The 21,269-nt window shown below is 52.1% G+C and carries 18 protein-coding genes, 2 tRNA genes and 1 pseudogene; 9 read left to right on the top strand and 12 right to left on the bottom strand.

Translation table 11 applies throughout. The features are described from left to right. Positions 1-17 precede the first annotated feature (17 nt). From JCM12308_RS08660 to JCM12308_RS08615, 10 genes are all read right to left on the bottom strand, one after another. A tRNA-Val gene (locus JCM12308_RS08660) sits at positions 18-93 on the bottom strand. A 257-nt stretch (positions 94-350) separates the two neighbouring features. Continuing rightward, positions 351-626 (bottom strand): non-specific DNA-binding protein Hbs, encoded by a 276-nt coding sequence (gene hbs, locus JCM12308_RS08655; RefSeq protein WP_008546789.1) that lies wholly within the window; start codon positions 624-626, stop codon positions 351-353. Positions 627-817: 191 nt separating this feature from the next. Further along, the gene (gene lon, locus JCM12308_RS08650) at positions 818-3,247 is read right to left on the bottom strand and encodes an endopeptidase La (RefSeq protein ID WP_008547296.1); all 2,430 of its coding nucleotides are present in this window, start codon (positions 3,245-3,247) and stop codon (positions 818-820) included. A gap of 460 nt (positions 3,248-3,707) precedes the next feature. Continuing rightward, positions 3,708-4,973: an ATP-dependent Clp protease ATP-binding subunit ClpX gene (gene clpX / locus JCM12308_RS08645; RefSeq protein WP_008547232.1), complete on the bottom strand. Its 1,266-nt coding sequence runs from the start codon at positions 4,971-4,973 to the stop codon at positions 3,708-3,710. A gap of 257 nt (positions 4,974-5,230) precedes the next feature. Next, entirely contained in the window at positions 5,231-5,866 is a 636-nt protein-coding gene (clpP, locus tag JCM12308_RS08640; RefSeq protein WP_008547009.1) for an ATP-dependent Clp endopeptidase proteolytic subunit ClpP, read from the bottom strand. A gap of 347 nt (positions 5,867-6,213) precedes the next feature. After that, positions 6,214-7,560, bottom strand: coding sequence for a trigger factor (tig, locus tag JCM12308_RS08635; protein WP_008546975.1), 1,347 nt, complete (start codon positions 7,558-7,560; stop codon positions 6,214-6,216). A gap of 234 nt (positions 7,561-7,794) precedes the next feature. Then, positions 7,795-7,877: transfer RNA gene (locus JCM12308_RS08630), tRNA-Leu, on the bottom strand. Positions 7,878-8,123: 246 nt separating this feature from the next. Next, entirely contained in the window at positions 8,124-8,483 is a 360-nt protein-coding gene (locus JCM12308_RS08625) for a hypothetical protein (RefSeq protein ID WP_208609004.1), read from the bottom strand. A 266-nt stretch (positions 8,484-8,749) separates the two neighbouring features. Further along, entirely contained in the window at positions 8,750-9,103 is a 354-nt protein-coding gene (locus JCM12308_RS08620; protein ID WP_054783451.1) for a hypothetical protein, read from the bottom strand. Positions 9,104-9,218: 115 nt separating this feature from the next. Then, positions 9,219-10,739 (bottom strand): NAD(P)H-hydrate dehydratase, encoded by a 1,521-nt coding sequence (locus tag JCM12308_RS08615; protein ID WP_083416992.1) that lies wholly within the window; start codon positions 10,737-10,739, stop codon positions 9,219-9,221. 211 nt (positions 10,740-10,950) lie between these two features. Between JCM12308_RS08615 and JCM12308_RS08610 the strand changes: the two genes are divergently transcribed. The 4 genes from JCM12308_RS08610 (at position 10,951) to JCM12308_RS08600 (ending at position 14,505) form a co-directional block, all read left to right on the top strand. Continuing rightward, complete coding sequence (locus JCM12308_RS08610) at positions 10,951-11,400, top strand: type III secretion system chaperone (protein ID WP_083416991.1); 450 nt, start codon at positions 10,951-10,953, stop codon at positions 11,398-11,400. 13 nt (positions 11,401-11,413) lie between these two features. Further along, on the top strand, positions 11,414-12,526 hold the full coding sequence (locus JCM12308_RS08605; protein ID WP_208978391.1) for a protein kinase domain-containing protein: 1,113 nt from the start codon (positions 11,414-11,416) through the stop codon (positions 12,524-12,526). After that, complete coding sequence (locus JCM12308_RS29420; RefSeq protein ID WP_208978390.1) at positions 12,514-12,705, top strand: hypothetical protein; 192 nt, start codon at positions 12,514-12,516, stop codon at positions 12,703-12,705. The genes JCM12308_RS08605 and JCM12308_RS29420 overlap by 13 nt, the downstream gene beginning before the upstream one ends. Before the next feature lie 162 nt (positions 12,706-12,867). Continuing rightward, positions 12,868-14,505 carry a protein kinase domain-containing protein gene (locus JCM12308_RS08600; protein ID WP_054783449.1) on the top strand — a complete coding sequence of 546 codons (1,638 nt, stop codon included), beginning with the start codon at positions 12,868-12,870 and terminating at the stop codon, positions 14,503-14,505. Between the two features lie 114 nt (positions 14,506-14,619). On the opposite strand, the pseudogene JCM12308_RS08595 reads toward JCM12308_RS08600, so the two are convergent. Continuing rightward, positions 14,620-14,988: pseudogene (locus tag JCM12308_RS08595) on the bottom strand (VOC family protein); the annotation flags it as partial. A gap of 393 nt (positions 14,989-15,381) precedes the next feature. On the opposite strand from JCM12308_RS08595, the gene JCM12308_RS08590 reads away from it, so the two are divergent. Together JCM12308_RS08590 and glnA are read left to right on the top strand one after the other, a co-directional pair. Further along, positions 15,382-15,720, top strand: coding sequence for a P-II family nitrogen regulator (locus JCM12308_RS08590; protein WP_008547261.1), 339 nt, complete (start codon positions 15,382-15,384; stop codon positions 15,718-15,720). 120 nt (positions 15,721-15,840) lie between these two features. Then, positions 15,841-17,250 (top strand): type I glutamate--ammonia ligase, encoded by a 1,410-nt coding sequence (gene glnA / locus JCM12308_RS08585; RefSeq protein WP_014285966.1) that lies wholly within the window; start codon positions 15,841-15,843, stop codon positions 17,248-17,250. A gap of 184 nt (positions 17,251-17,434) precedes the next feature. On the opposite strand, the gene JCM12308_RS08580 is transcribed toward glnA, so the two are convergent. Continuing rightward, the gene (locus JCM12308_RS08580) at positions 17,435-18,031 is read right to left on the bottom strand and encodes a YceI family protein (RefSeq protein WP_054783447.1); all 597 of its coding nucleotides are present in this window, start codon (positions 18,029-18,031) and stop codon (positions 17,435-17,437) included. 168 nt (positions 18,032-18,199) lie between these two features. Between JCM12308_RS08580 and JCM12308_RS08575 the strand changes: the two genes are divergently transcribed. The 3 genes from JCM12308_RS08575 to tyrS all read left to right on the top strand — a co-directional run bounded on the left by JCM12308_RS08575 (position 18,200) and on the right by tyrS (position 21,148). After that, positions 18,200-18,625 carry a MarR family winged helix-turn-helix transcriptional regulator gene (locus JCM12308_RS08575; RefSeq protein WP_054783446.1) on the top strand — a complete coding sequence of 142 codons (426 nt, stop codon included), beginning with the start codon at positions 18,200-18,202 and terminating at the stop codon, positions 18,623-18,625. A gap of 706 nt (positions 18,626-19,331) precedes the next feature. Continuing rightward, on the top strand, positions 19,332-19,712 hold the full coding sequence (locus JCM12308_RS08570; RefSeq protein WP_054783445.1) for a bleomycin resistance protein: 381 nt from the start codon (positions 19,332-19,334) through the stop codon (positions 19,710-19,712). 182 nt (positions 19,713-19,894) lie between these two features. Continuing rightward, the gene (gene tyrS, locus JCM12308_RS08565) at positions 19,895-21,148 is read left to right on the top strand and encodes a tyrosine--tRNA ligase (RefSeq protein WP_037035782.1); all 1,254 of its coding nucleotides are present in this window, start codon (positions 19,895-19,897) and stop codon (positions 21,146-21,148) included. Positions 21,149-21,269: the final 121 nt, after the last annotated feature.

Below are 21,269 nucleotides of genomic sequence, written 5' to 3'. Positions count from 1 at the left end.
CCTCCTGTAAAGAGGAATGGTGGGCGATGAGAGACTCGAACTCCCGACATCTTCGGTGTAAACGAAGCGCTCTACCAACTGAGCTAATCGCCCCCGCTTGGGTGGTACGCCGTGTGGCGTGGGGAGCTATTTAGCCGCCCTCCCTACCCTTGGCAAGTCCTGAAATTGAAAAAAACGACATTACCAGCAAAAAACTTGAGCCAGCCACCGATCCTGTGAATTACCTGATTAAACAAAGGCTTGTCTGCACAGCTAAAAATCGGAGGCCCACCTGAAATCCACGCATAAAAAAAGCCCCTGCCACTCCAATGAGCAACAGGGACTTTTCAACCCAAAACGAACAAGCCCAATTAGGCGTTGACCGCGTCCTTCAGGCCTTTACCAGCTTTAAATTTCGGCGTCTTGGAAGCCGGAATCTGAATGGTTTCGCCTGTGCGTGGATTACGGCCTTCAGTTGCCGCACGAGCGGAAACGGAAAAGTTGCCAAATCCGATGATCCGAACTTCATCGCCGCTCTTCAGGGTTTCAGTGATTGCCTCGAAAGATGCTTCTACTGCTTCGCCTGCCTGTGCTTTGGTCAAGCCAGTTTTTTCTGCAACGGCCCCGATCAGATCATTCTTGTTCATGACAGTCCCTTTCTAAAATAACGTGGGGAATGCTTTAGATTCGCGCTGCACTCCTGAATCGGACATTCGTGCGAAAATGCGTTCAAATCAAGCCGCAAACCGCAGAAAACGGCCATTTCCTGTGTAGTATCAACCAAAAAAAGCCTCGGAACTTGTCCGAGGCTTTTGTATCCACAACCTGACGCTCTGGTTTAGTGGGCAACGACCCCTGAACCCTTGTCATCTTTGACCAATGCTTCTGAGCTGGACTTATCTTCCTCTTCGCTCCATTCGATGGCCTCAGGCATACGAACAAGAGCATGTTCAAGGACTTCGTCCATGCGAGCGACTGGAATAATTTCCAATTCATTCTTCACATTGTCAGGAATGTCAGCCAGATCCTTCGCGTTGTCCGCAGGGATCAGAACCTTCTTAATGCCGCCGCGCAGAGCTGCCAGAAGCTTCTCTTTCAGACCACCGATCGGCAGCACGCGACCACGCAGTGTGATCTCGCCTGTCATCGCCACATCACGACGAACCGGAATACCTGTCATCACAGAAATGACGGTGGTCGCCATGGCGATACCTGCAGATGGACCATCCTTAGGAGTAGCCCCTTCTGGCACGTGAACATGCAGCTCACGCTTGTCAAACAGTGGTGGCTCAATGCCGAAGTCTTCAGAGCGGGAACGAACGTAAGACGCAGCTGCGGAGATGGACTCTTTCATCACATCACGCAGGTTGCCGGTTACGGTCATCTTGCCCTTACCTGGCATCATGACACCTTCAATGGTCAGCAGCTCACCGCCAACCTCGGTCCATGCCAGACCGGTGACAACACCAACCTGATCTTCGTCTTCAACCTGACCGAAGCGGAAGCGTGGAACACCGAGGTATTCCTCAACAATGTCCTCATCAACAGAAATGGACTTCTTGTCGGAGGTCAGAATGTCTTTCACAGCCTTACGCGCCAGAGTGTTCATCTCACGCTCAAGGTTACGCACACCGGCTTCACGGGTGTAAAGACGAATGGTCTTCTGCAAAGCGCCATCGGACACTTCAAACTCACCATCCTTCAGACCGTGGTTCTTCACAGCCTTAGGCAGCAAGTGGCGACGGCAGATCTCGATCTTCTCGTCTTCGGTGTAACCAGCAATACGGATGATTTCCATACGGTCCATCAGTGGGCCAGGAATGTTCAGCGTATTGGCGGTGGTCACGAACATGACGTCAGACAGATCGTATTCCACTTCAAGGTAGTGATCCATGAAGCTGCCGTTCTGCTCTGGGTCAAGAACCTCAAGCAGAGCGGAAGATGGATCGCCACGGAAGTCCATGCCCATCTTGTCGATCTCATCGAGCAGGAAGAGCGGGTTGGACTTCTTCGCTTTCTTCATGGACTGGATCACCTTACCCGGCATGGAGCCGATGTAAGTGCGGCGGTGACCGCGGATCTCAGCCTCATCACGCACGCCGCCAAGGGACATACGCACGAATTCACGACCAGTTGCCTTCGCAATGGATTTACCCAGAGAGGTTTTACCAACGCCTGGAGGGCCAACGAGACACAGGATAGGACCGCGCAGCTTGTTCGCGCGCTTCTGCACTGCCAGATACTCGACAATGCGCTCCTTGACCTTCTCAAGGCCGTAGTGATCGGTGTCCAGCACCTTCTCAGCCAGCGTCAGATCGTGCTTCACTTTGGACTTCTTGCCCCAAGGAATGCCGATCAGCCAGTCAAGGTAGTTGCGAACAACGGTTGCTTCCGCAGACATTGGGCTCATCTGCTTGAGCTTCTTCAGCTCAGCATTTGCCTTCTCGCGAGCTTCCTTGGACAGCTTCGTCTTTTCAACGCGCTCTTCCAGCTCAGCAAGTTCGTCACGGCCATCTTCACCATCGCCAAGCTCTTTCTGAATGGCCTTCATCTGCTCATTCAGATAGTACTCGCGCTGGGTTTTCTCCATCTGGCGCTTCACGCGGGAGCGGATGCGCTTTTCCACCTGCAGAACGGAGATTTCACTCTCCATCATGCCCAGCACCTTCTCAAGGCGCTCTGTGACCGCCACAGTGCCAAGCAGCTCCTGCTTGTCCTGGATCTTCACAGCAAGGTGGGATGCAATGGTGTCAGCAAGTTTCGAGAAGTCGTCAATCTGGTTAACGGCGCCGAGAACCTCAGGAGACACTTTTTTGTTCAGCTTCACGTAGTTTTCAAACTCGGAAATCACTGAACGGCCAAGCGCTTCAACCTCAACCTCGTCACCACCAGTCTCATCGAGAATGACAGCTTCCGCTTCATAAAGGTCTTCGCGATCGGTGAACCCGCCGATTTCGGCACGTGCACCACCTTCAACCAGAACCTTTACGGTATTATCAGGCAGCTTCAGCAGCTGCAAAACTGTTGCAAGAGTACCGACCTTATAAATCTGGTCAGTATCCGGATCGTCATCCGCCTCGTTCATCTGGGTGGCAAGCAGGATCTGCTTGTCAGAGTTCATAACCTCTTCCAGAGCACGGATCGATTTCTCGCGCCCTACAAACAGCGGCACGATCATATGAGGGAATACGACGATGTTGCGCAGTGGGAGAACTGGAAATACCGAGCTTTCCGTTTCTTCTACCGGGCGCATTTCATTGTCAGCCATCTCTATTCCTTTCAAAATGCGGCTTTCCAACGAAAGCCACGAAAAAGCGCAACATAAAAATCAACTCGGACCACAAGGCCATTCGAAGAATTTTTGTAAAGGCCGAACCTCCTCGCCCCGGAACGGGCACGAACAAACTCGCCAAGCTGCGAACTAGACCTATTACGTGGAGACACCGCCCCCAAGTGTCAAGCACTCCCCTCTTAAGTCTTTCAGCGATCTGTTGATATTATAAGCTTTTTTCCTGTTGGAAGGAGCGCATAACACCGCCTGACCATCCTCATCCTTAAGCCGGAATGCTATCCTTTCTGGCCTGATCCGCCGTTTACGCAGAACACTCATTCACCGCATCATGCTAGACGCATGAGACAAAAAATGGGCGGCACTTTTTTCTCAAGTTACCGCCCAAATTAAACTCAATACCTGCGAGCGACGCCAAATGGCTCTTCAATCACCTAGCTTATGCGCTGGTGGCTGAATTCTCCGCACGGTCCTCATAGATGTACAAAGGACGTGCTTCGCCGTCGACGACTTCAGCAGAAATAACAACTTCCTTGACGCCCTTCAGTCCAGGAAGCTCATACATGGTCTCCAGAAGGATCGCCTCAAGGATGGAGCGCAGACCACGTGCACCGGTCTTACGTTCAATCGCTTTGCGGGCAATGGCCTTCAGAGCATCTTCGTGGAAGGTCAGCTCAACATTTTCCATCTCGAAGAGACGCTGATACTGAGCAACCAATGCGTTCTTAGGCTCACGCAGAATTGAAACCAGCGCATCTTCGTCCAGATCTTCCAGAGTTGCGATCACAGGCAAGCGACCGACAAATTCCGGGATAAGACCGAACTTGAGCAGATCTTCTGGCTCCAGCTCCGCAAACAGCTCACCAGTCTTACGATCTTCCGGCGCCATGACGGACGCGGCAAAACCGATAGAGGTGGAACGACCACGGTCAGAAATGATCTTGTCCAGACCAGCAAACGCACCACCACAGATGAACAGAATGTTCGTGGTGTCCACCTGCAGGAACTCCTGCTGTGGGTGCTTACGACCACCCTGCGGAGGCACAGAAGCAACAGTACCTTCCATGATCTTCAGCAGTGCCTGCTGAACACCTTCACCGGAAACATCGCGGGTGATGGATGGGTTCTCTGCTTTACGCGTAATCTTGTCCACCTCATCGATGTAGACAATACCACGCTGTGCGCGCTCAACATTGTAGTCAGCGGCCTGAAGAAGCTTCAGAATAATATTTTCAACGTCTTCACCAACGTAACCCGCTTCAGTCAGCGTGGTTGCGTCAGCCATTGTAAACGGAACATCCAGAATTCGGGCGAGCGTTTGTGCCAGGTGGGTTTTACCACACCCGGTAGGACCAACCAGCAGGATGTTGGACTTTGCAAGTTCAACGTCGTTGTTCTTGGACGCGTGATTCAGGCGCTTGTAGTGGTTGTGCACCGCTACGGACAGAACCTTTTTGGCTCGACCCTGACCAATCACGTAATCATCCAGAACGCCACGAATTTCCTGAGGTGTCGGGATCCCATCACGAGACTTCACCAGCGAAGATTTGTTTTCTTCGCGAATAATGTCCATGCAGAGTTCGACGCATTCATCACAGATGAACACGGTCGGACCCGCAATCAGCTTACGGACCTCATGCTGGCTTTTTCCGCAAAACGAGCAGTAAAGCGTATTCTTGCTGTCGCTGCCGCTGGCTTTGCTCATGAGATATAACCCCGCATCGTTTCAGGGGACGCAGCCCCTGTTAGAATTCTTAACTCGACAGCGAAATATTCGCCTCGACGTTCTACTGACTTATCGCGTTTTGTGTTCCGCTTCCAGAGGGAAGCTTTGGAAATCACTAATAGCCATTCTCTTATGCGATATTTGGCTCGCAATAATCAACATTCCTTTAAGCCCCGCACGCAAAGTTCATTCCCTGTTAAAAAAACTTGCGCGCGAGTTACTTTTAAAAACCGGCTTTAAGCTGGCTCGATAACGTTCAGGCTCTCGCGATTTTCAATAACGTTATCAATCAGACCGAACTCTTTCGCCGCATCTGCACTCATAAAGTTATCACGCTCAAGCGCTTCTTCAACAGCTTCAAGAGTCTGACCTGTGTGAGAAACGTAAATCTCATTGAGGCGACGCTTCAGCTTCAGAATTTCCTGTGCATGCAGCATAATGTCTGCCGCCTGCCCGCGGAAACCACCGGAAGGCTGGTGAACCATGACCCGGCTGTTTGGCAGAGAAAAGCGCATACCCTTTTCACCAGCAGCCAGAAGCAAAGAACCCATGCTTGCAGCCTGACCGATACAAAGAGTTGAAATCTTCGGGCGGATAAACTGCATAGTGTCATAAATAGCAAGACCACTAGTGACAACGCCACCCGGGGAATTGATATAAAGCGCAATCTCTTTGTTCGGGTTTTCCGCTTCCAGATAAAGCAACTGGGAACAGACCAGCGTCGCCATTGTATCTTCCACAGGACCGGTCAGGAAGATAATGCGTTCCTTGAGCAACCTTGAGAAGATGTCATAGGCCCGCTCACCCCGGTTGGTTTGTTCTACAACCATCGGCACCAGGCTGTTCGTAAAATACTCAACAGGATCGGTCATGCGTCATCCATTTTAAATATGCAGAAAGCTTATTAAGCTCGGTAACTTATCCGGTATCCCGGCAAGCCTGCAAGAAACTTATGTCGAAAAAAGCAACATGCCCACCCACGGGATGTCGCCCTTGTCTTAAAGGCACTTGCCAAAAGGTAAAGCCACAAGGTTTATGGAGTGTTTCCATAAGGCCTGATAGTCTTATCCCAATTATAAGGGAGCTTAAAGGCCACATTAGCCCTATGCACTTAAGACGGCTTTAGATATTTCGGCTTTCCACCTCAAATTTCAAGATCTCAAAAAAGAAAAAGGGGGCACAAGGCCCCCTCTCCGTAATTCTCGGAAAATTTCGAGAATTAAGCTTCGTCTTCGTCCTGAGCCAGCAGCTCTTCTTTGGACACGACTTTGTCGGTAACTTTCGCGAGTTCCAGAATGTAGTCCACAACCTTCTCTTCGTAGATTGGGGCACGCAGGGAAGCGAGAGCCTGTTCGTTGTTCTTGTAGAATTCGAACACCTGCTGTTCCTGACCTGGGAACTGACGAACGCGGTCGAACAGAGCTTTCTGAACTTCTTCGTCGGTAACCTGAACTTTGTTCTGCTCACCAACTTCAGAAAGAACCAGACCGAGGCGTACGCGACGCTCAGAGATCTTGCGGTATTCAGCTTTAGCTTCGTCTTCAGTAGTTTCTTCGTCTTCGAAGGTCTTACCGGACTGCTGCATGTCAGCTTCAACCTGCTTCCAGACGCCTTCAAATTCTGTTTCCAGAAGTTTTTCAGGCAGCTCGAAGGAGTACTCTTCGTCCAGCTTGTCGAGAAGCGCGCGCTTCACTTTCTGACGGGTAGCTGCACCGAACTGGCTTTCGATCTGGCCGCGAACGATTTCTTTCAGCTTGTCCAGGGACTCAAGACCCAGCTTGGTTGCCATTTCATCATCAATGGAAACTTCGCCTGGAGCTTCAATGCCCTTAACGTCGATGTCGAAGGTTACTGCGCGACCAGCAAGGTTTGCTGCGCCGTATTCTTCAGGGAAGGTCACGTCGATGACTTTTTTGTCACCGATTTTCATGCCAACGATCTGCTCTTCAAAGCCTGGAATGAACTGACCAGAACCCAGAACCAGCTGACCGTTTTCGTCTTCACCACCGTCAAATGGCTCGCCGTCAAGCTTACCAAGGTAGTGCATGGTTACACGGTCACCGTCTTCAGCAGCAGCGCCTTCTTCGCGCGCTTCAAATGGACGGTTGGATTCTGCGATCTGCTTAACCTGCTCGTCGACTTCTTCGTCAGCGATTTCAACGATTGGGCGCTCAAGTTCGATCTTTGCGAAATCTACCAGTTCAAACTCAGGCAGAACTTCGTAAGTCATGGTGAAAGCGAGATCTGCTTCACCTGCCAGAACTTTTTCAGCATCGTCTTCAGGAAGATCGATTTCTGGCTGAAGAGCTGGCTTTTCTTTGCGCTCTTCAATGGTCTTAGCAGTGGTTTCGTTGATCAGGTTACCGATCAGCTCTGCCATTGCCTGACGGCCATGGATCTTCTTAAGGTGAGAAACTGGAACTTTACCCGGACGGAAGCCGTTGATGTTAACCTTGGACTTCATGTCGTCCAGATATGCATCGAGGCGGGTCGCCAGATCCGTCGCCGGGATAACGACTTTGAGTTCGCGCTTTAGGCCCTCGGCCAGGGTTTCTGATACCTGCATTGGTCTTTGCTTCGTCCTTGATTTAGGACGTGTAACGACAAACCAAAATGGTTTGCCCCAGTACGGAAAACAATCACCAATTTCGAAGGAAGAGTTTGCGCTTGAAGGGCTATCCCCTCAGCTCTTATCCGCCTGGCGAAAAGGTGAGCATAAACCGAACTTCGACAACGCCCTCAACTTTTCCGTTTCCGATAAGCTACGGTCGTTTATCTATGCACCGTATCACCGGGGATATGGTGCGGCTGGAGGGACTCGAACCCCCACGGTCTCCCGCCAGAACCTAAATCTGGTGCGTCTACCAATTTCGCCACAGCCGCGTTGGAGGGGTAGCTAAATGGGAACCCGAGAGAAGTCAACCACCTAATGCGCTGTTTATGCCCAGTTCTCGGTTTTCCACGCCATTTCTACCTATGAAACTGTGCATTACGCCTATCTGGGGCTCATTTCTCATAGGGCCCTGCCTGTTTCACACAGGCCTGAAACCCATTTCCTGCGAAAGAGATAGCTCGCACGCTGTTTTTCTTTTTTAGCTCCTGACACGTTCATTCAGCAGCTGACAGCCATCATTCGCAAAGTGGCGTCAGCACACGCTGCATAAAAGCCGCGCCTTTGTCTGTCAGATACAGCTCCCGGCGGCGACCATCCGTCTTATCTGCCTCAACACGGGCATAGTTATGTCCGCCGCGCACATCCTTATGCCCCTCACACCAATAATAGATGTTTCGGGTTGCGGTGCCGGACTGGTAGCCAATCTTCTTTTGCAGGCTGAGAGGATGGATCTTCACCCCCTCCTCCTGATGGGCCGCGATCTCGAGCAATGTCAGAACCGTTGAGACCTGCATCTTGGCATCATGGTCTTTGAACGGTGTCAGCGCCTCGATAATCTGGCGTAGGGCTGCAGAGTGCTGTGTCGTCTTGCTCATGTAAATATCCGTCGTAATCATCCGGAGGCGGGCACAACCACACGCTCCACGTGCAATCCCCACCCCTTTCTCGCATGCCTATCGCATTGCTTGCTTCACTAAATGATACGCATCATCTTTTGCAGATTAATTATCACAAAAATTGATGATTCCCACCAGATATCTCAGGAAGACAACCTATCCCTTGGGCAGGGAGCGGTAAAAAGGGCGCCTCAAGAGCTACCCTTTTCACGTCATGGAAATATGGGTACACAACGTCATAAGTGCTAAATAAGAACGATATTTCCCAAGTCTACCTGTCGAACCGAGATCTCAATCCGCTGATTTGTAAAACCTACCAACTCGAGCTGCTGAAATGGCTCGTTATCCTCGTCAACCGGCCTGCGGAAAATTTCATAACCCCAACGCCCATCGAAAAGATGAAACGGCACGCAATCAACGCGATACTCTGACATTTCGTTCCTAAAGAAAACACTCCCAATGTCCTGCTCCAGATTCAGTAGCCGCAATACGCCCATATCTGGACCAACATTATGGTTGTGCAGCGGAGCCAATGGTCCATTTGCATGAAGCATTAGTCCCTCTTGATCCATCCTATTTATGATTGTCACACCTGCCATGTTGTTTTCACTTTCTTGTTTTTCCTACAACCACAAGAAAGTGACGTACTCACCAAACAACTGTGAAAATACATTTCGCCAATACAAACTTAGAGCCTTCACAAACAAGAAAACCCTAAAAGTCTCCCAGAAACTGAACTAATTCGGTGATCACATCCGGAATGTGTGAGATCAGGTCCTCAGCAATGAGCCCTGCCCCGGCAATCTCCGCAGCACGCCCATGCACCCAGACACCTTTGGCAGCCGCTTCATAACCACCGAGCCCCTGCGCCAGATACCCCGCAATCACGCCTGCAAGCACATCGCCAGAGCCAGCCGTGGCAAGCCACGGTGTACCGCTGGCATTAATAGAGACATTGCCTGCCGGATCAGCAATGACAGTGTCCGCCCCTTTAAGCACCACAACGGCACCGGCCCGCTTGGCCGCCTTTTGGGTGCGCTCCACTTTGCAGTAGGTAGACGTCGGATCATATAGATCAGGGAACAACCGGCGGAACTCCCCTTCATGAGGCGTCAGAACAACCCGCCCAGCGCTTTCACTCTCCGCGATATACTCAAACAGATGTTCCGGCTTTTCTTCAAAAGACATCAGAGCATCTGCATCCAGCACCACAGCCCGCTCAGAAGACAGACACTCTGCAACCCGCTCCTGCGTTTCCCGGCCAATACCGGCAGCTGGCCCAATCACCACAGAGTTGAGCCGCTCATCTTCCAAAATACGCTCAAAATCAGCAATGCGCTCAGCCGGACGGATCATTACACTCGTCAGATGCGCTGCATGCACAAGCGCCGCTTGCTCTCGTGCCACAACCGTCACAAGACCACTGCCCGCCCGCTGCGCGCCCAGCGCGGCCAGACGACTGGCACCGGTAGAGAACTTCGGCCCACTGACAACAACCGTGTGCCCCCTATTATATTTATGACCAGCCACAGCAGGCTGATCTGGAATGTCGCCCCAGATCTTGTCGCAGTTATAAAAGGCAGTGGGACCAACCTTCTCCAGCACCTCATCATCCAGACCGATCTGCTCAATAACAATCTCACCGCAATGAGCACGCCCTGGATAAAGATAATGCCCCGGCTTGGCGCGGAAGAAGGTGATGGTCATATCAGCATGAACGGCCTCACCCAGCACCTCACCGCTTTTGCCGCTCACGCCAGAGGGAAGGTCAACAGCCACACACTGCGCCGGGCTCTCATTGATCTGCTGAACCAGATCCAGAACCTCGTCATCCAGCGGACGTGATAGCCCTGCACCGAACAAGGCATCGACAATCACGTCGTCCTCGCCCAGCTCCTCCAGCGCCGCTCGCATGTTATCCATTGAGGTTAAGTCAAGATCCATCTCGTCATAGGCCAGCTCCGCATCGCCTTCCAGCGTCTCCGGATCACACACCAGCCCGACTGAAACATTAAAGCCCTCATTGTCGGCCAGCTGCGCCACAACAAAGCCATCGCCCCCGTTGTTGCCGGGGCCACAAAACACCAGAACGCGGGAATAAGGATGCAGAATCTGGCGCATCACCTCAAACACGGCTTTGCCCGCGTTATGCATCAGTTCAATGCCAGGAAAGCCACCTTCAATTGTCAGGCGATCTGCCTTCTTCATCTGCAAGGGTGTCAATAACTCATGCATAAAGCTCTCCAATTCCCTATCCGACGGTTCTTGAGAAATTTATTACCCATTATCCCTAAGAATTTGGTTCATCATTACCCAACTGCCGCCACGGTTTTTTCGATCACGAAAATTCACAAAACTTGAGCTAGTGCTAAAAGGCACAGATTTCAGAGGGACTTCCTGAGTAAATGTTGATACCAGCGCACCACTTTGGGAAAACAACGAAAACATGCACGAGAGACGAGCCCATTACGACCAGCTTCTAACTGCTTTCGCACGACGTCTGGGTATGACCACCCGGCCTGATAATGGACTATTCCTTATCGAGGAAGCAAATGGTAGCCGCTGGTCAGTCGAACTCAATGAAAGCTCCGATCTCGTTTACATTAGTACCAGTCTCTTTCTTGCAGAAGATAAAAACACGCTGAAAGCGGCATTGGAACTCAATCAGAACGTGGAACTCTTGCGTGGAGCCTTCCTCGGCCTGTCTCAATCTGGCGACCTGCAACTCAACGCACAGGCAACCTTACAGTTCACAGATGACCTTGCTCTGGAGAACACACTGGTCAACCTGATGCAAATTCGTGAGCAGGTATGCGCACGGCTTTCTGAAATGAAATCCACCCAAAGCTCCCCAGCCGTTCAACCGGACTGGAGCACGACGTCTATTCGCCTGTAAAGGTTTCTCACCCATGCATTCCGTCAACTCTCCCAAGCATACTCCAGTTGATCAGAGCCAACTCCAGAACGACGTAAGTGCACAACGAAACTCTGCTCCAGAAAAATCAGAGAAGTTAGAAGCACGCGGCGTGACCGCGGATGTACAAAAAAGTTCAACACAGCCAACAACAAGCAACGCAAAACCTCTGGACACCGCCGCAACTGAAACGCTCGCAAACCGGATAAAGCCACCGAGCGCAGACAGTTCCCAAACCTCAGCACCAACATCTTCCTCTGCCCCTTATGAGGCAGACCGCACCGCACTGGAACAATCCGCAAAACGCCTGGGCGCAGGTGCTTTCGGAGACGTCTACCTGATCAAGCAGGACGGCAAGTCCTTCGCATTCAAGGTAGCCAGCACGGAAGCCGGTTGGGAAGCGTTGCAGCGCGAGGCGAAGGTTTACAGCGACATTGCCAAAGTCGGGCCACATGACAATGTGGTCAAGAGCATGGGCATTGTGGAAGTTCAGGGCGTACAAGGCTTGGCCTTGGAATACGTGGAGGGTTGCGAAGCGGGCAAGCTCTTCACCACCGCAGAGAATTTGTACACCAGCAACAAACTCAGCCACTCCCAGTACTGGGGCACCGTGCAGTTCATCATGCGTGATGTGCTCAGCGGCGTACAGCATCTGGCAGAAGCTGGCATCAGCCACAGCGACATCAAGGGCGGCAACCTGCTCTATGATAAGGAAAGTCAGGCGATCAAGATCGTCGACTTTGGCAGCGCTGCAACAATCGGCAAAGACCCTGTCACCATCGGCACCCCATCCCACTCTGCACCGGAAGCGCTCCTGTCACTTCCACAGCGGGAGGGAGAAAAGGCCCGTGCCAATGAGAAGCAGGACACCTTCGCCGTTGGCCAGATGACCTACCGCGCAGGCGAGCACACTGAAAACCTATTTGGCGCCCAGAACAACGGCGATCAGGCAGCCCTCGGTTACTCCATGCATTCCCAGCTGCGCGACATTGAACGACGTGATGAAACACTTGAGTATCAGGCGCTCAATGAAACCAGCGATCCAAAACTGGCAAACACAGCAGGTCACTACGGCAAAGGCGGCGAAACAGCTATGTGGAGTTTGTAAACCTCTCCACCCTGCTCGACATCGACGTCCGCGGCACAGCAGAAGAGCTCCTGAAAACCAACTTCATCTCAGACCCTCTGTGTCAGCCAGATGAAGCCCGCCAGGTGATCTCAGGCCTCATGACCAAAATGGAAGAAGACCATCAAGCCGAACTCGCCGCCCTCATGGGCCGAGCCTAAAAGGCACCACCTTGATAAAGATAAGAAGCCGGCCCTTTGGTCGGCTTTTTTGTTGGAAGCTTCAAAGACATTTTAATCGCATCCCTCCAATTGGATACACTGGATCAACATCTGCGTTGACTACACTGAAGGGGTGATCACAAACCTCTGAAGACCGGCAGCATGACCAAACCTCCGCGCGCCCTCCAGACACCAACGGACGAGACCGCCAATCAGGATGCCCAGATCGGCATATGGGCCGACAACGTCATCACCCTCCTCGGCCTCAGTGAAACGCCTCCCGACCGTGGACAAACAGAACCCGACTTCGACCAACCGTCTGCAGCTAGTCGGTTCACAGTCAGCGACGTAGTGGAAGACAGCTCTTCAGAAGAAGAGAGCGACGACGAGTTGGAACCAACACCTGCCAAGACTACCGCTCCCACCAGCCGCTTCACCGTCAGCGATGTGGTGGAAGACAGCTTCTCTGAAGACGAGGAGAGCGAAGAAGAGCCAACACCAACCACAACACCTCCACCCGCTAACCGCTTCACCGTCAGCGACGTTGTAGAAGAAAGCTCCTCTGAAGATGAGGAAAGCGGAGAAGAGCCGGAACCAACCTCCACAACGCCTCCGCCAGCTAACCGCTTCACTGTCAGCGACGTTGTAGAAGACAGCTCCTCAGAAGACGAGGAGAGCGAGGACGAGCCGGAACCAACACTAGCCACAACCGCCCCCACTAACCGCTTCACCATCAGCGATGTCAATGAACCCAGCTTCTCCGAGGATGAGGAAGGCCCGTTGGCGACACTGCCGCTTCCTTCTGACAACCTCAAACGTGCCAAACGGTTGGGGGCTGGGTCTTTTGGGGAGGTCAGCCTGTTCACTGATGAGCAAAGCGGCAAGTCCATTGCGTTTAAGACGGCACGATCCCAGAAAGGCAAGGACGCCCTGCAGAAAGAGGCGCAGATCTACGGCAAGCTTATGGCCGCCGGTCCGCACAAGAACGTGGTCCAGTGCTACGGCATGCACGAGATCGACGGCGAGACAGGCCTTGCCATGGAGTATGTGGAAGGCTGCGAGGCAGATGACCTGTTTCAGGGCGCTGAAGAACTCTACCGCGACAACAAACTCAGCCATGCCCAATACTGGGGCGCTCTGCAATTCATGGCCAATGAAGTGATCGATGGCCTGAAGCACATCAACGCCGCTGGCATCAGTCACAACGACATCAAGGGCGGCAACATCCTGTTCGATCAAAACAGCCAGTCTCTCAAGATCGCTGACTTCGGCTTTGCAGGTGTCATCGGCGAAGACCCGCTGGATTTCGGTACACCTGAGTATTCCAGCCCAGAAGCCATTGCCGCGGCCTTCGAGGATGAAGACAAACGCGACCGCCTGGACGACAAACAAGATGGCTATGCTGTGGGCCAAATGGTGTTCGGCGGCGGCGAAGGTGAGTTCAATCTGCTGGATGCACCCGATTGCGACAACCCCTACGCCTTTGCACTCCATGTTGTCCGCAAACTGAGCAATTCAAAAAGCCAGAATTCGGGAGCCGATGAAAAAGACAGCTCAAACAGCGAATACAAAGCGCTTAAGCCGACAGATGACCCGGATCTGGCAGCCGAACCCGGCTATTACAATGAGAGCTATGAATCGGAGTACGCCCGCTTCGTCAACAATGCCATGCAGATCGACCCGAAAAAGAGAAGCAGCCTGGACGACATGCAGCAAAGCGAGTTTCTAAAAGACCCGCTCCTCCAGCCAGAAGATGCCAAAGTCGTGCTGGAACTAATCCGGAAACAAAGCAGCTCCTGATCTACTCCCAAAAGGCTCAAGCTTTTAACGGTTAGACTTGGGCTTCCCGGCACCTTTCGTTTTCTTCAGCTCCTCAGGCCGCTCATCACTGGCAATCACCACATCCTGCGGCTGGGATAGCTCAATCAGGTTCCCATCCGGGTCTCTTATATAAACGGACAGAATGGGCGAACTGGCCCCTGTTCGGAATACCGGCCCCTCAACAATGGTCACAGACGCAGCCCCCAGCCGCGCAATGGCCGCATCAAGGCTCTCCACCAGAAAACACAGATCAGCTGTGCCCGGCATCTGCTCCTTGGCTAAAGGCTCCTGCGAAACATCGATGGGTTGAAGGTTGATCTTCTGCTGGCCAAAGTGTAGCGCCCGCCGCCCGCCTCCGAATATGATTTCCTCCATACCCAGCACGTCCTGATAGAAACGACTGGTACGTTCAACATCATGAACGGTAAGCACGACATGGTCGAGAGAAACCAACCTCATCACTCGCTCCTTTAAGCGCACTCCCTCAAGAGACTTGATCAGAGCGCACGAGAAACTGCATCAGCTTTTGCTGTTCCAACCATAACCCTGCCTTGCACAGGGAACCAACACCTAGTTTCTGGCGAGATGAACAAAACGTACACTGCCTATTTTTTAACCATCCTGCGCAGTGTTTGTGCACCAGATATATTTCAGATGCACTTTCCCATTAGTATTGAGGGAGAGGAATGCCCGCTTTTGTGGCTTTTTAAGAAAATTTCAAAACTGGCACGGTTTCTGCATTCATATTTCCGTAAGTTTTGAATCGCGAACTTTCTGCACACGCACTGGTCATTTTAAAGAGCATGCCAGACCAGCCGCGGAGCAGATACAAGACGAACTGAGAGTGTGACGACCATGAAGAAAATTGAGGCGATCATTAAGCCGTTCAAACTGGATGAAGTGAAAGAAGCACTTCAGGAGGTTGGCCTTCAGGGGATCACCGTTACCGAGGCAAAAGGTTTTGGCCGCCAGAAAGGCCATACGGAACTCTACCGCGGCGCTGAATACGTGGTCGACTTCCTGCCAAAGGTAAAGGTGGAAATCGTACTCAATGACGATCTTGTCGACAAAGCTGTCGAAGCTATTCGCGACGCAGCACAAACCGGTCGTATCGGTGACGGTAAAATCTTCGTCTCTTCCATCGAAGAAGCTATCCGTATCCGTACCGGTGAGACCGGCGAAGACGCCGTTTAAGTAATTCCTTAGGGATAAATGGGGGACCGGTGACGAGTTGGGGGGAACAGTCCCGCGTAGTTTGGTCTTCAACAGTATAACACGACGCCACTGGCGAATTTATAAGAGGAATAGGAAGTTATGACGACCTCCGCTGATGTCTTGAAAGAAATCCAGGAAAAAGACGTAAAGTTCGTAGATCTTCGTTTTTCTGATCCGCGCGGCAAGCTGCAGCATGTTACCATGGATATCTCCCAGGTGAATGAAGACATGTTCGCTGAAGGCGTTGCATTTGACGGTTCTTCCATCGGTGGTTGGAAAGCAATCAACGAATCCGACATGATGCTGATGCCAGATCCGGAAACAGCGCACGTCGACCCATTCTTCGCACAGTCCACCATGTCCATCTTCTGTGACGTTCTCGACCCACGCACAGGTGAAGGTTACAACCGTGACCCACGCATGACTGCAAAGCGTGCAGAAGCCTACGTGAAAGCATGTGGCGCTGGTGACACCGTGTTCGTTGGCCCGGAAGCTGAATTCTTCATCTTCGACGACGTTCGCTTCGCAGCAGACCCATACAACACCGGCTTCAAGCTGGACTGTTCCGAACTGCCATCCAACATGGACAGCGAGTACGAGTCCGGTAACCTCGGTCACCGTCCACGCACAAAAGGTGGTTACTTCCCGGTTCCTCCAATCGACAGCTGTCAGGACATCCGCTCTGAAATGCTGACCGTTATGTCCGACATGGGTGTAAAAGTTGAAAAGCACCACCACGAAGTGGCAGCTGCTCAGCACGAACTCGGCATGCAGTTCCAGACCCTGACCACTTGTGCTGACCACATGCAGATCTACAAGTACGTGGTTCACCAAGTTGCTCACGCGTATGGCAAGTCCGCAACCTTCATGCCTAAGCCAGTCTTCGGCGACAACGGCACCGGCATGCACTGCCACTTCTCCATCTGGGACGAAGGCAAGCCAACTTTTGCTGGCAGCCAGTATGCTGACCTTTCCGAGAACGCTCTGTACTTCATCGGCGGCATCCTGAAGCACGCGAAATCCCTGAACGCGTTCACCAACGCGTCCACCAACTCCTACAAGCGTCTGGTACCGGGCTATGAGGCTCCAGTTCTTCTGGCATACTCTTCCCAGAACCGTTCTGCATCCTGCCGTATTCCATTCACCTCATCTCCAAAAGGTAAGCGCGTTGAAGTTCGCTTCCCGGATCCAACAGCAAACCCATACCTGGCGTTCGCTGCACAGCTGATGGCTGGCCTTGATGGTATCAAGAACAAGATCCATCCTGGTGATGCAATGGATAAGAACCTGTACGATCTGCCAGCAGAAGAACTCGCCGAGATCCCAACTGTTGCAGCATCTCTGCGTGAAGCTCTGGAAAGCCTTGATGCAGACCGTGAGTACCTCAAAGCAGGTGGCGTATTCGACGACGACCAGATCGACGCATACATCGAACTGAAGATGGAAGAAGTTCTGCGTACAGACATGACCCCTCACCCAGTTGAGTTCGACATGTACTACTCCGTCTAATTTATGAAGGGGCTGTTTTAACTCCAATGCACCCCGGGCGTATCTCCAAGCGGATACGCCCATCCAAAGCAGCCCCGTCATTTAGACACAACAAAACCCCGACTGGCCCCAGTCGGGGTTTTGTTTTTTAAAAGAGCACGCTGCTCTGATCACATCAGACGATACAAAGCTGCATCAGGCAGACTTACCAGCCGCCCTCACGCATCTCCGCAGAGATCTCCAGACGCACACGGTCACTGGTCAGCGGCGCAAACATGCCCACACCAAAGTCACTGCGCAGGATCTCCCCTGTGCCCTCAACGCCAATCCACTGGCCCTGATAGTAGTCAAAGTAGCTGCCAAGCGGGTGCGGACCATTGTGATTGAGCTTAAAGTCCAGCTCCACCGGATGCTTCTGGTCCTTGATGGTCAAATCACCAACCAGAGTGACACCGGTCGCACTGGTCTGCTTCACGCTCGTGGAAACAAAGGTAATCTCCGGATACTTCTCTACGTCGAAGAAATCAGAGTTCTTCATATGCTCATCCAGCGCCTCAACACCGGTATCAATGCTGGCTGGGTCAATGACCACGGAAATTTTGGTCTCTTCAATCTTTTCCGGATCAAACTCTACGTCGCCACTAACAACCTTCCACTCACCAGACTGCTCGCTCAGCCCCGCATGGTTGTAGTAAAAGCGAACTTCGGTATGTGTCGGGTCAAACTTGTAGCTTGCAGCCTGCGCCGATGCGGTGAATGCAAGTGATGCCGCAACAACGGCAAATTTTGTGAAATGCTTCATGCTGTTTCCTGCCTCATATCCCTGTCTGCCACATAAAAACTGTAGCTTTTCATAGGTACATATCCATTAACTTATTGATTTATAGTCAACTAATGTATATGCATGTATATACATCTAAATGAATAGAAATACGTTTCAAGTCTTGAATGCGAAAATAACGAGGATGTGATGTCTGTCAGCAAAGAGTCAGTCTCTCTCTGGATCGCCCTGAACCGGGTGCAAAAGACCATCTACACGGAGATTGAGAGCACCTTTAAAGCAGAAAGATTTCCCCCTCTGTCATGGTACGACATCCTCTGGGAACTGGAGAACGCCCCCGACGGCCTGCGTCAGTTCGAGCTGGAAGACCGTGTCCTCTTCCAACAGGCCAACCTCTCCCGCGTCATCCAGTCTCTCGCCAAGGCTGCACTGGTCGAAAGCAAACCGGCCCCCAAAGACAAGCGCGGCAAGACCCTCTACATCACCGAGAAGGGAAAAGACCTCCGCGCCCAGATGTGGCAAACCTACGAACGCATGCTGATAGAAAAGCTCGACACCAAAGTCAGCGCGGACAACGCCACACAGCTGGCAGAAGCCCTCAAAACACTACTTTAGATTTTTTCAGCGACTATGGGAGGCTGGTACCCAAAAGCTTCCGAAATGCATCACAGCCGCCTCAACACAGCAACGCAGAAAAACACAAAAGAACGCAAACCAACGCACATATGAGCGCAAGGGGAATATGTCATCACCCCGTCACGAAACTGCGTTTAAGTGCAGCGAGGTTATCAGCAACTGACCGTGCTGATTAGACCCGCATACCTCTTAAAGGCGGCCTTCTAAGGTCGCCTTCTTTTTACACTTTTTCAAAAAGTGAAATGATTAGAGCAATCCGGCACTAACTATTTTCTCCCCCTTCTCTTGAAAGAAAAGCCGACCGTTCCTACGTTAGGAACAGGTCAACAAAAGGAGAGCCAATGACTCCACCGGACCTGCATGTTGTACGGTGTTTATAAAGGCAATTCGGCACTTATGAAGACCCTCTGCAGGATGCCACAATATATCGGCACTACAAAACGGCCTGCACGACTGAGCGTCATCAGGCGGTAAGCAAGGATCGAACCCGGACGTACAAGGGCGAGAAATCATATAAGACGCCCAAGCATATAGCCTTGAAACGGTAAATCGCGGCGATCCAACCAGAAAAGCAAGACCCCGTTAGAGCCTTCGAGAAGGTCACGGGGTTTTCTTTTGGCCATTGCAATGTATTTGCTCCCCTCTAAAATATACTATTCACATTCATATTTTAGAGATTCTGGTGATGACAACAGCCGATACAATTGAACTTCTCCCCACGCTCCCCTCCCTAAATATTCAGGAAACAAAGGCGTTTTACGCAGGACAGTTGGGCTTTACCAACATCGTCTATGAGCGTGATGACTTTCTGATTCTGAGAAGGGACAATCTGGAAGTTCACTTCTGGCTCACCACAGAAAAGCACCTCTGCGAAAACAGTAGTGTGTATTTTCGCGGCGGCCCAATCGCCGCTCTCCACGAAGAGTTCCGCAAACTCGGCCTTCCAGAAGACGGCAAAAGCGAACCCCGCCTCACCCCACTCGCCAAACGTCCCTGGGACATGGAAGAATTCTACATCCACGACCCACACGGTAACCTCCTGAAATTCGGTCGCATTCCGCTCTGAACCTCAAAAGAGCCACTTCGCCACACGCCGTTGTAGCACAGCAACCACACAATTTACCCGCACAATCCCAAAGGCCCCGCATACCTTTTGGGCTTTCCAGAAAAAACGAGTGAATCCCGGCAAAAACTCAGGTATAGACCTTTCAACTTGGAAATACTCAGCAAATTGAACAGGCTTGACCAATGAGCTCATATAAATCCGAATTTATGCGGACAATGGAAGAACGCGGTTTTCTGCACCAACTCTCCAACGCCGAAGGGCTGGACGAGCTGTGCGCCAACGAGACCGTCACCGCATATATTGGCTTTGACTGTACCGCGAGCAGCCTGCACGTTGGCTCCCTCGTGCAGATCATGATGCTCTATTGGTTCCAGCAGGCTGGTCACCGCGCAATCACCCTGATGGGCAGTGGCACCACCCGCGTTGGCGATCCAACTGGCAAGGATGAAAGCCGTAAGGTTCTGACCGATGAAACCATCGAAGACAACAAAAACGGCATCAAGCAAGTCTTTGAAAAATTTCTGAAGTTTGGTGATGGCCCATCTGACGCGATGATGATGGACAACGCCGACTGGCTCCTGAAACTCAACTACATGGACTTCCTGCGTGACGTAGGCCGCTACTTCTCTGTCAACCAGATGATCCAGCGCGACAGCGTGCGCCTGCGTCTGGAGCGCGAGCAGCACCTGTCGTTCCTCGAGTTCAACTACATGCTGCTGCAGGGCTACGATTACCTAGAAATCCACCGCCGCACCGGCTGTCGCCTGCAGATGGGTGGCTCTGACCAGTGGTCCAACATCCTCTCCGGTGTAGACCTTGGCCGCCGCCTCGCAGACAAAGAACTCTTCGCTCTCACCACGCCGCTGCTGACCACCGCATCTGGTGCAAAGATGGGCAAGACCGCTGCTGGCGCCGTATGGCTCAACGCTGACATGCTCAGCCCCTATGATTACTGGCAGTTCTGGCGCAACACCGAAGATGCTGACGTAGAGAAGTTCCTGAAACTCTTCACTATTCTGCCAATGGACGAAATCAAGCGTCTGGCAGCTCTGGAAGGTGCTGGCATCAACGAAGCTAAGAAGGTTCTGGCAACCGAAGCAACCGCCCTTCTCCATGGCCGTGAAGAGGCTGAAAAAGCCGCTGAGACCGCTCGTAAAGCCTTTGAAGAAGGAGCGAACGCAGCTGGCCTACCAACCATCGAGATCGCAGCTGCAGAGCTGAACGACGGCATCGGCATCCTCAACGTGTTCGTAACCGCAGGCCTGTGCACCTCCAACGGTGAAGTCCGCCGCAACATCAAAGGCGGCGCTGTTCGCATCAACGATAAAGCGGAACAGGATCACACACGCGAGATCACCGAAGCGGACCTGACCGACGACGGCGTCATCAAGCTGTCCCTCGGCAAGAAAAAACACGTTCTTGTTAAGCCTGTTTAACAGACTGACAGCACAAAGAATTCAGAGAAGCCGGGTCACAACACCCGGCTTTTTCTTTGCTCACAAAACAGCGCAAGTTTAACCAATTACGCGCAGAAACTTGCACTCAGAACTAGGCTCC

It is taken from the genome of Pseudovibrio denitrificans JCM 12308, from assembly GCF_001310815.1.
GTDB lineage: Bacteria > Pseudomonadota > Alphaproteobacteria > Rhizobiales > Stappiaceae > Pseudovibrio > Pseudovibrio denitrificans.
Note: the sequence above shows the minus strand (reverse complement) of the source record. Positions and strands in the feature narration are given on the sequence as shown.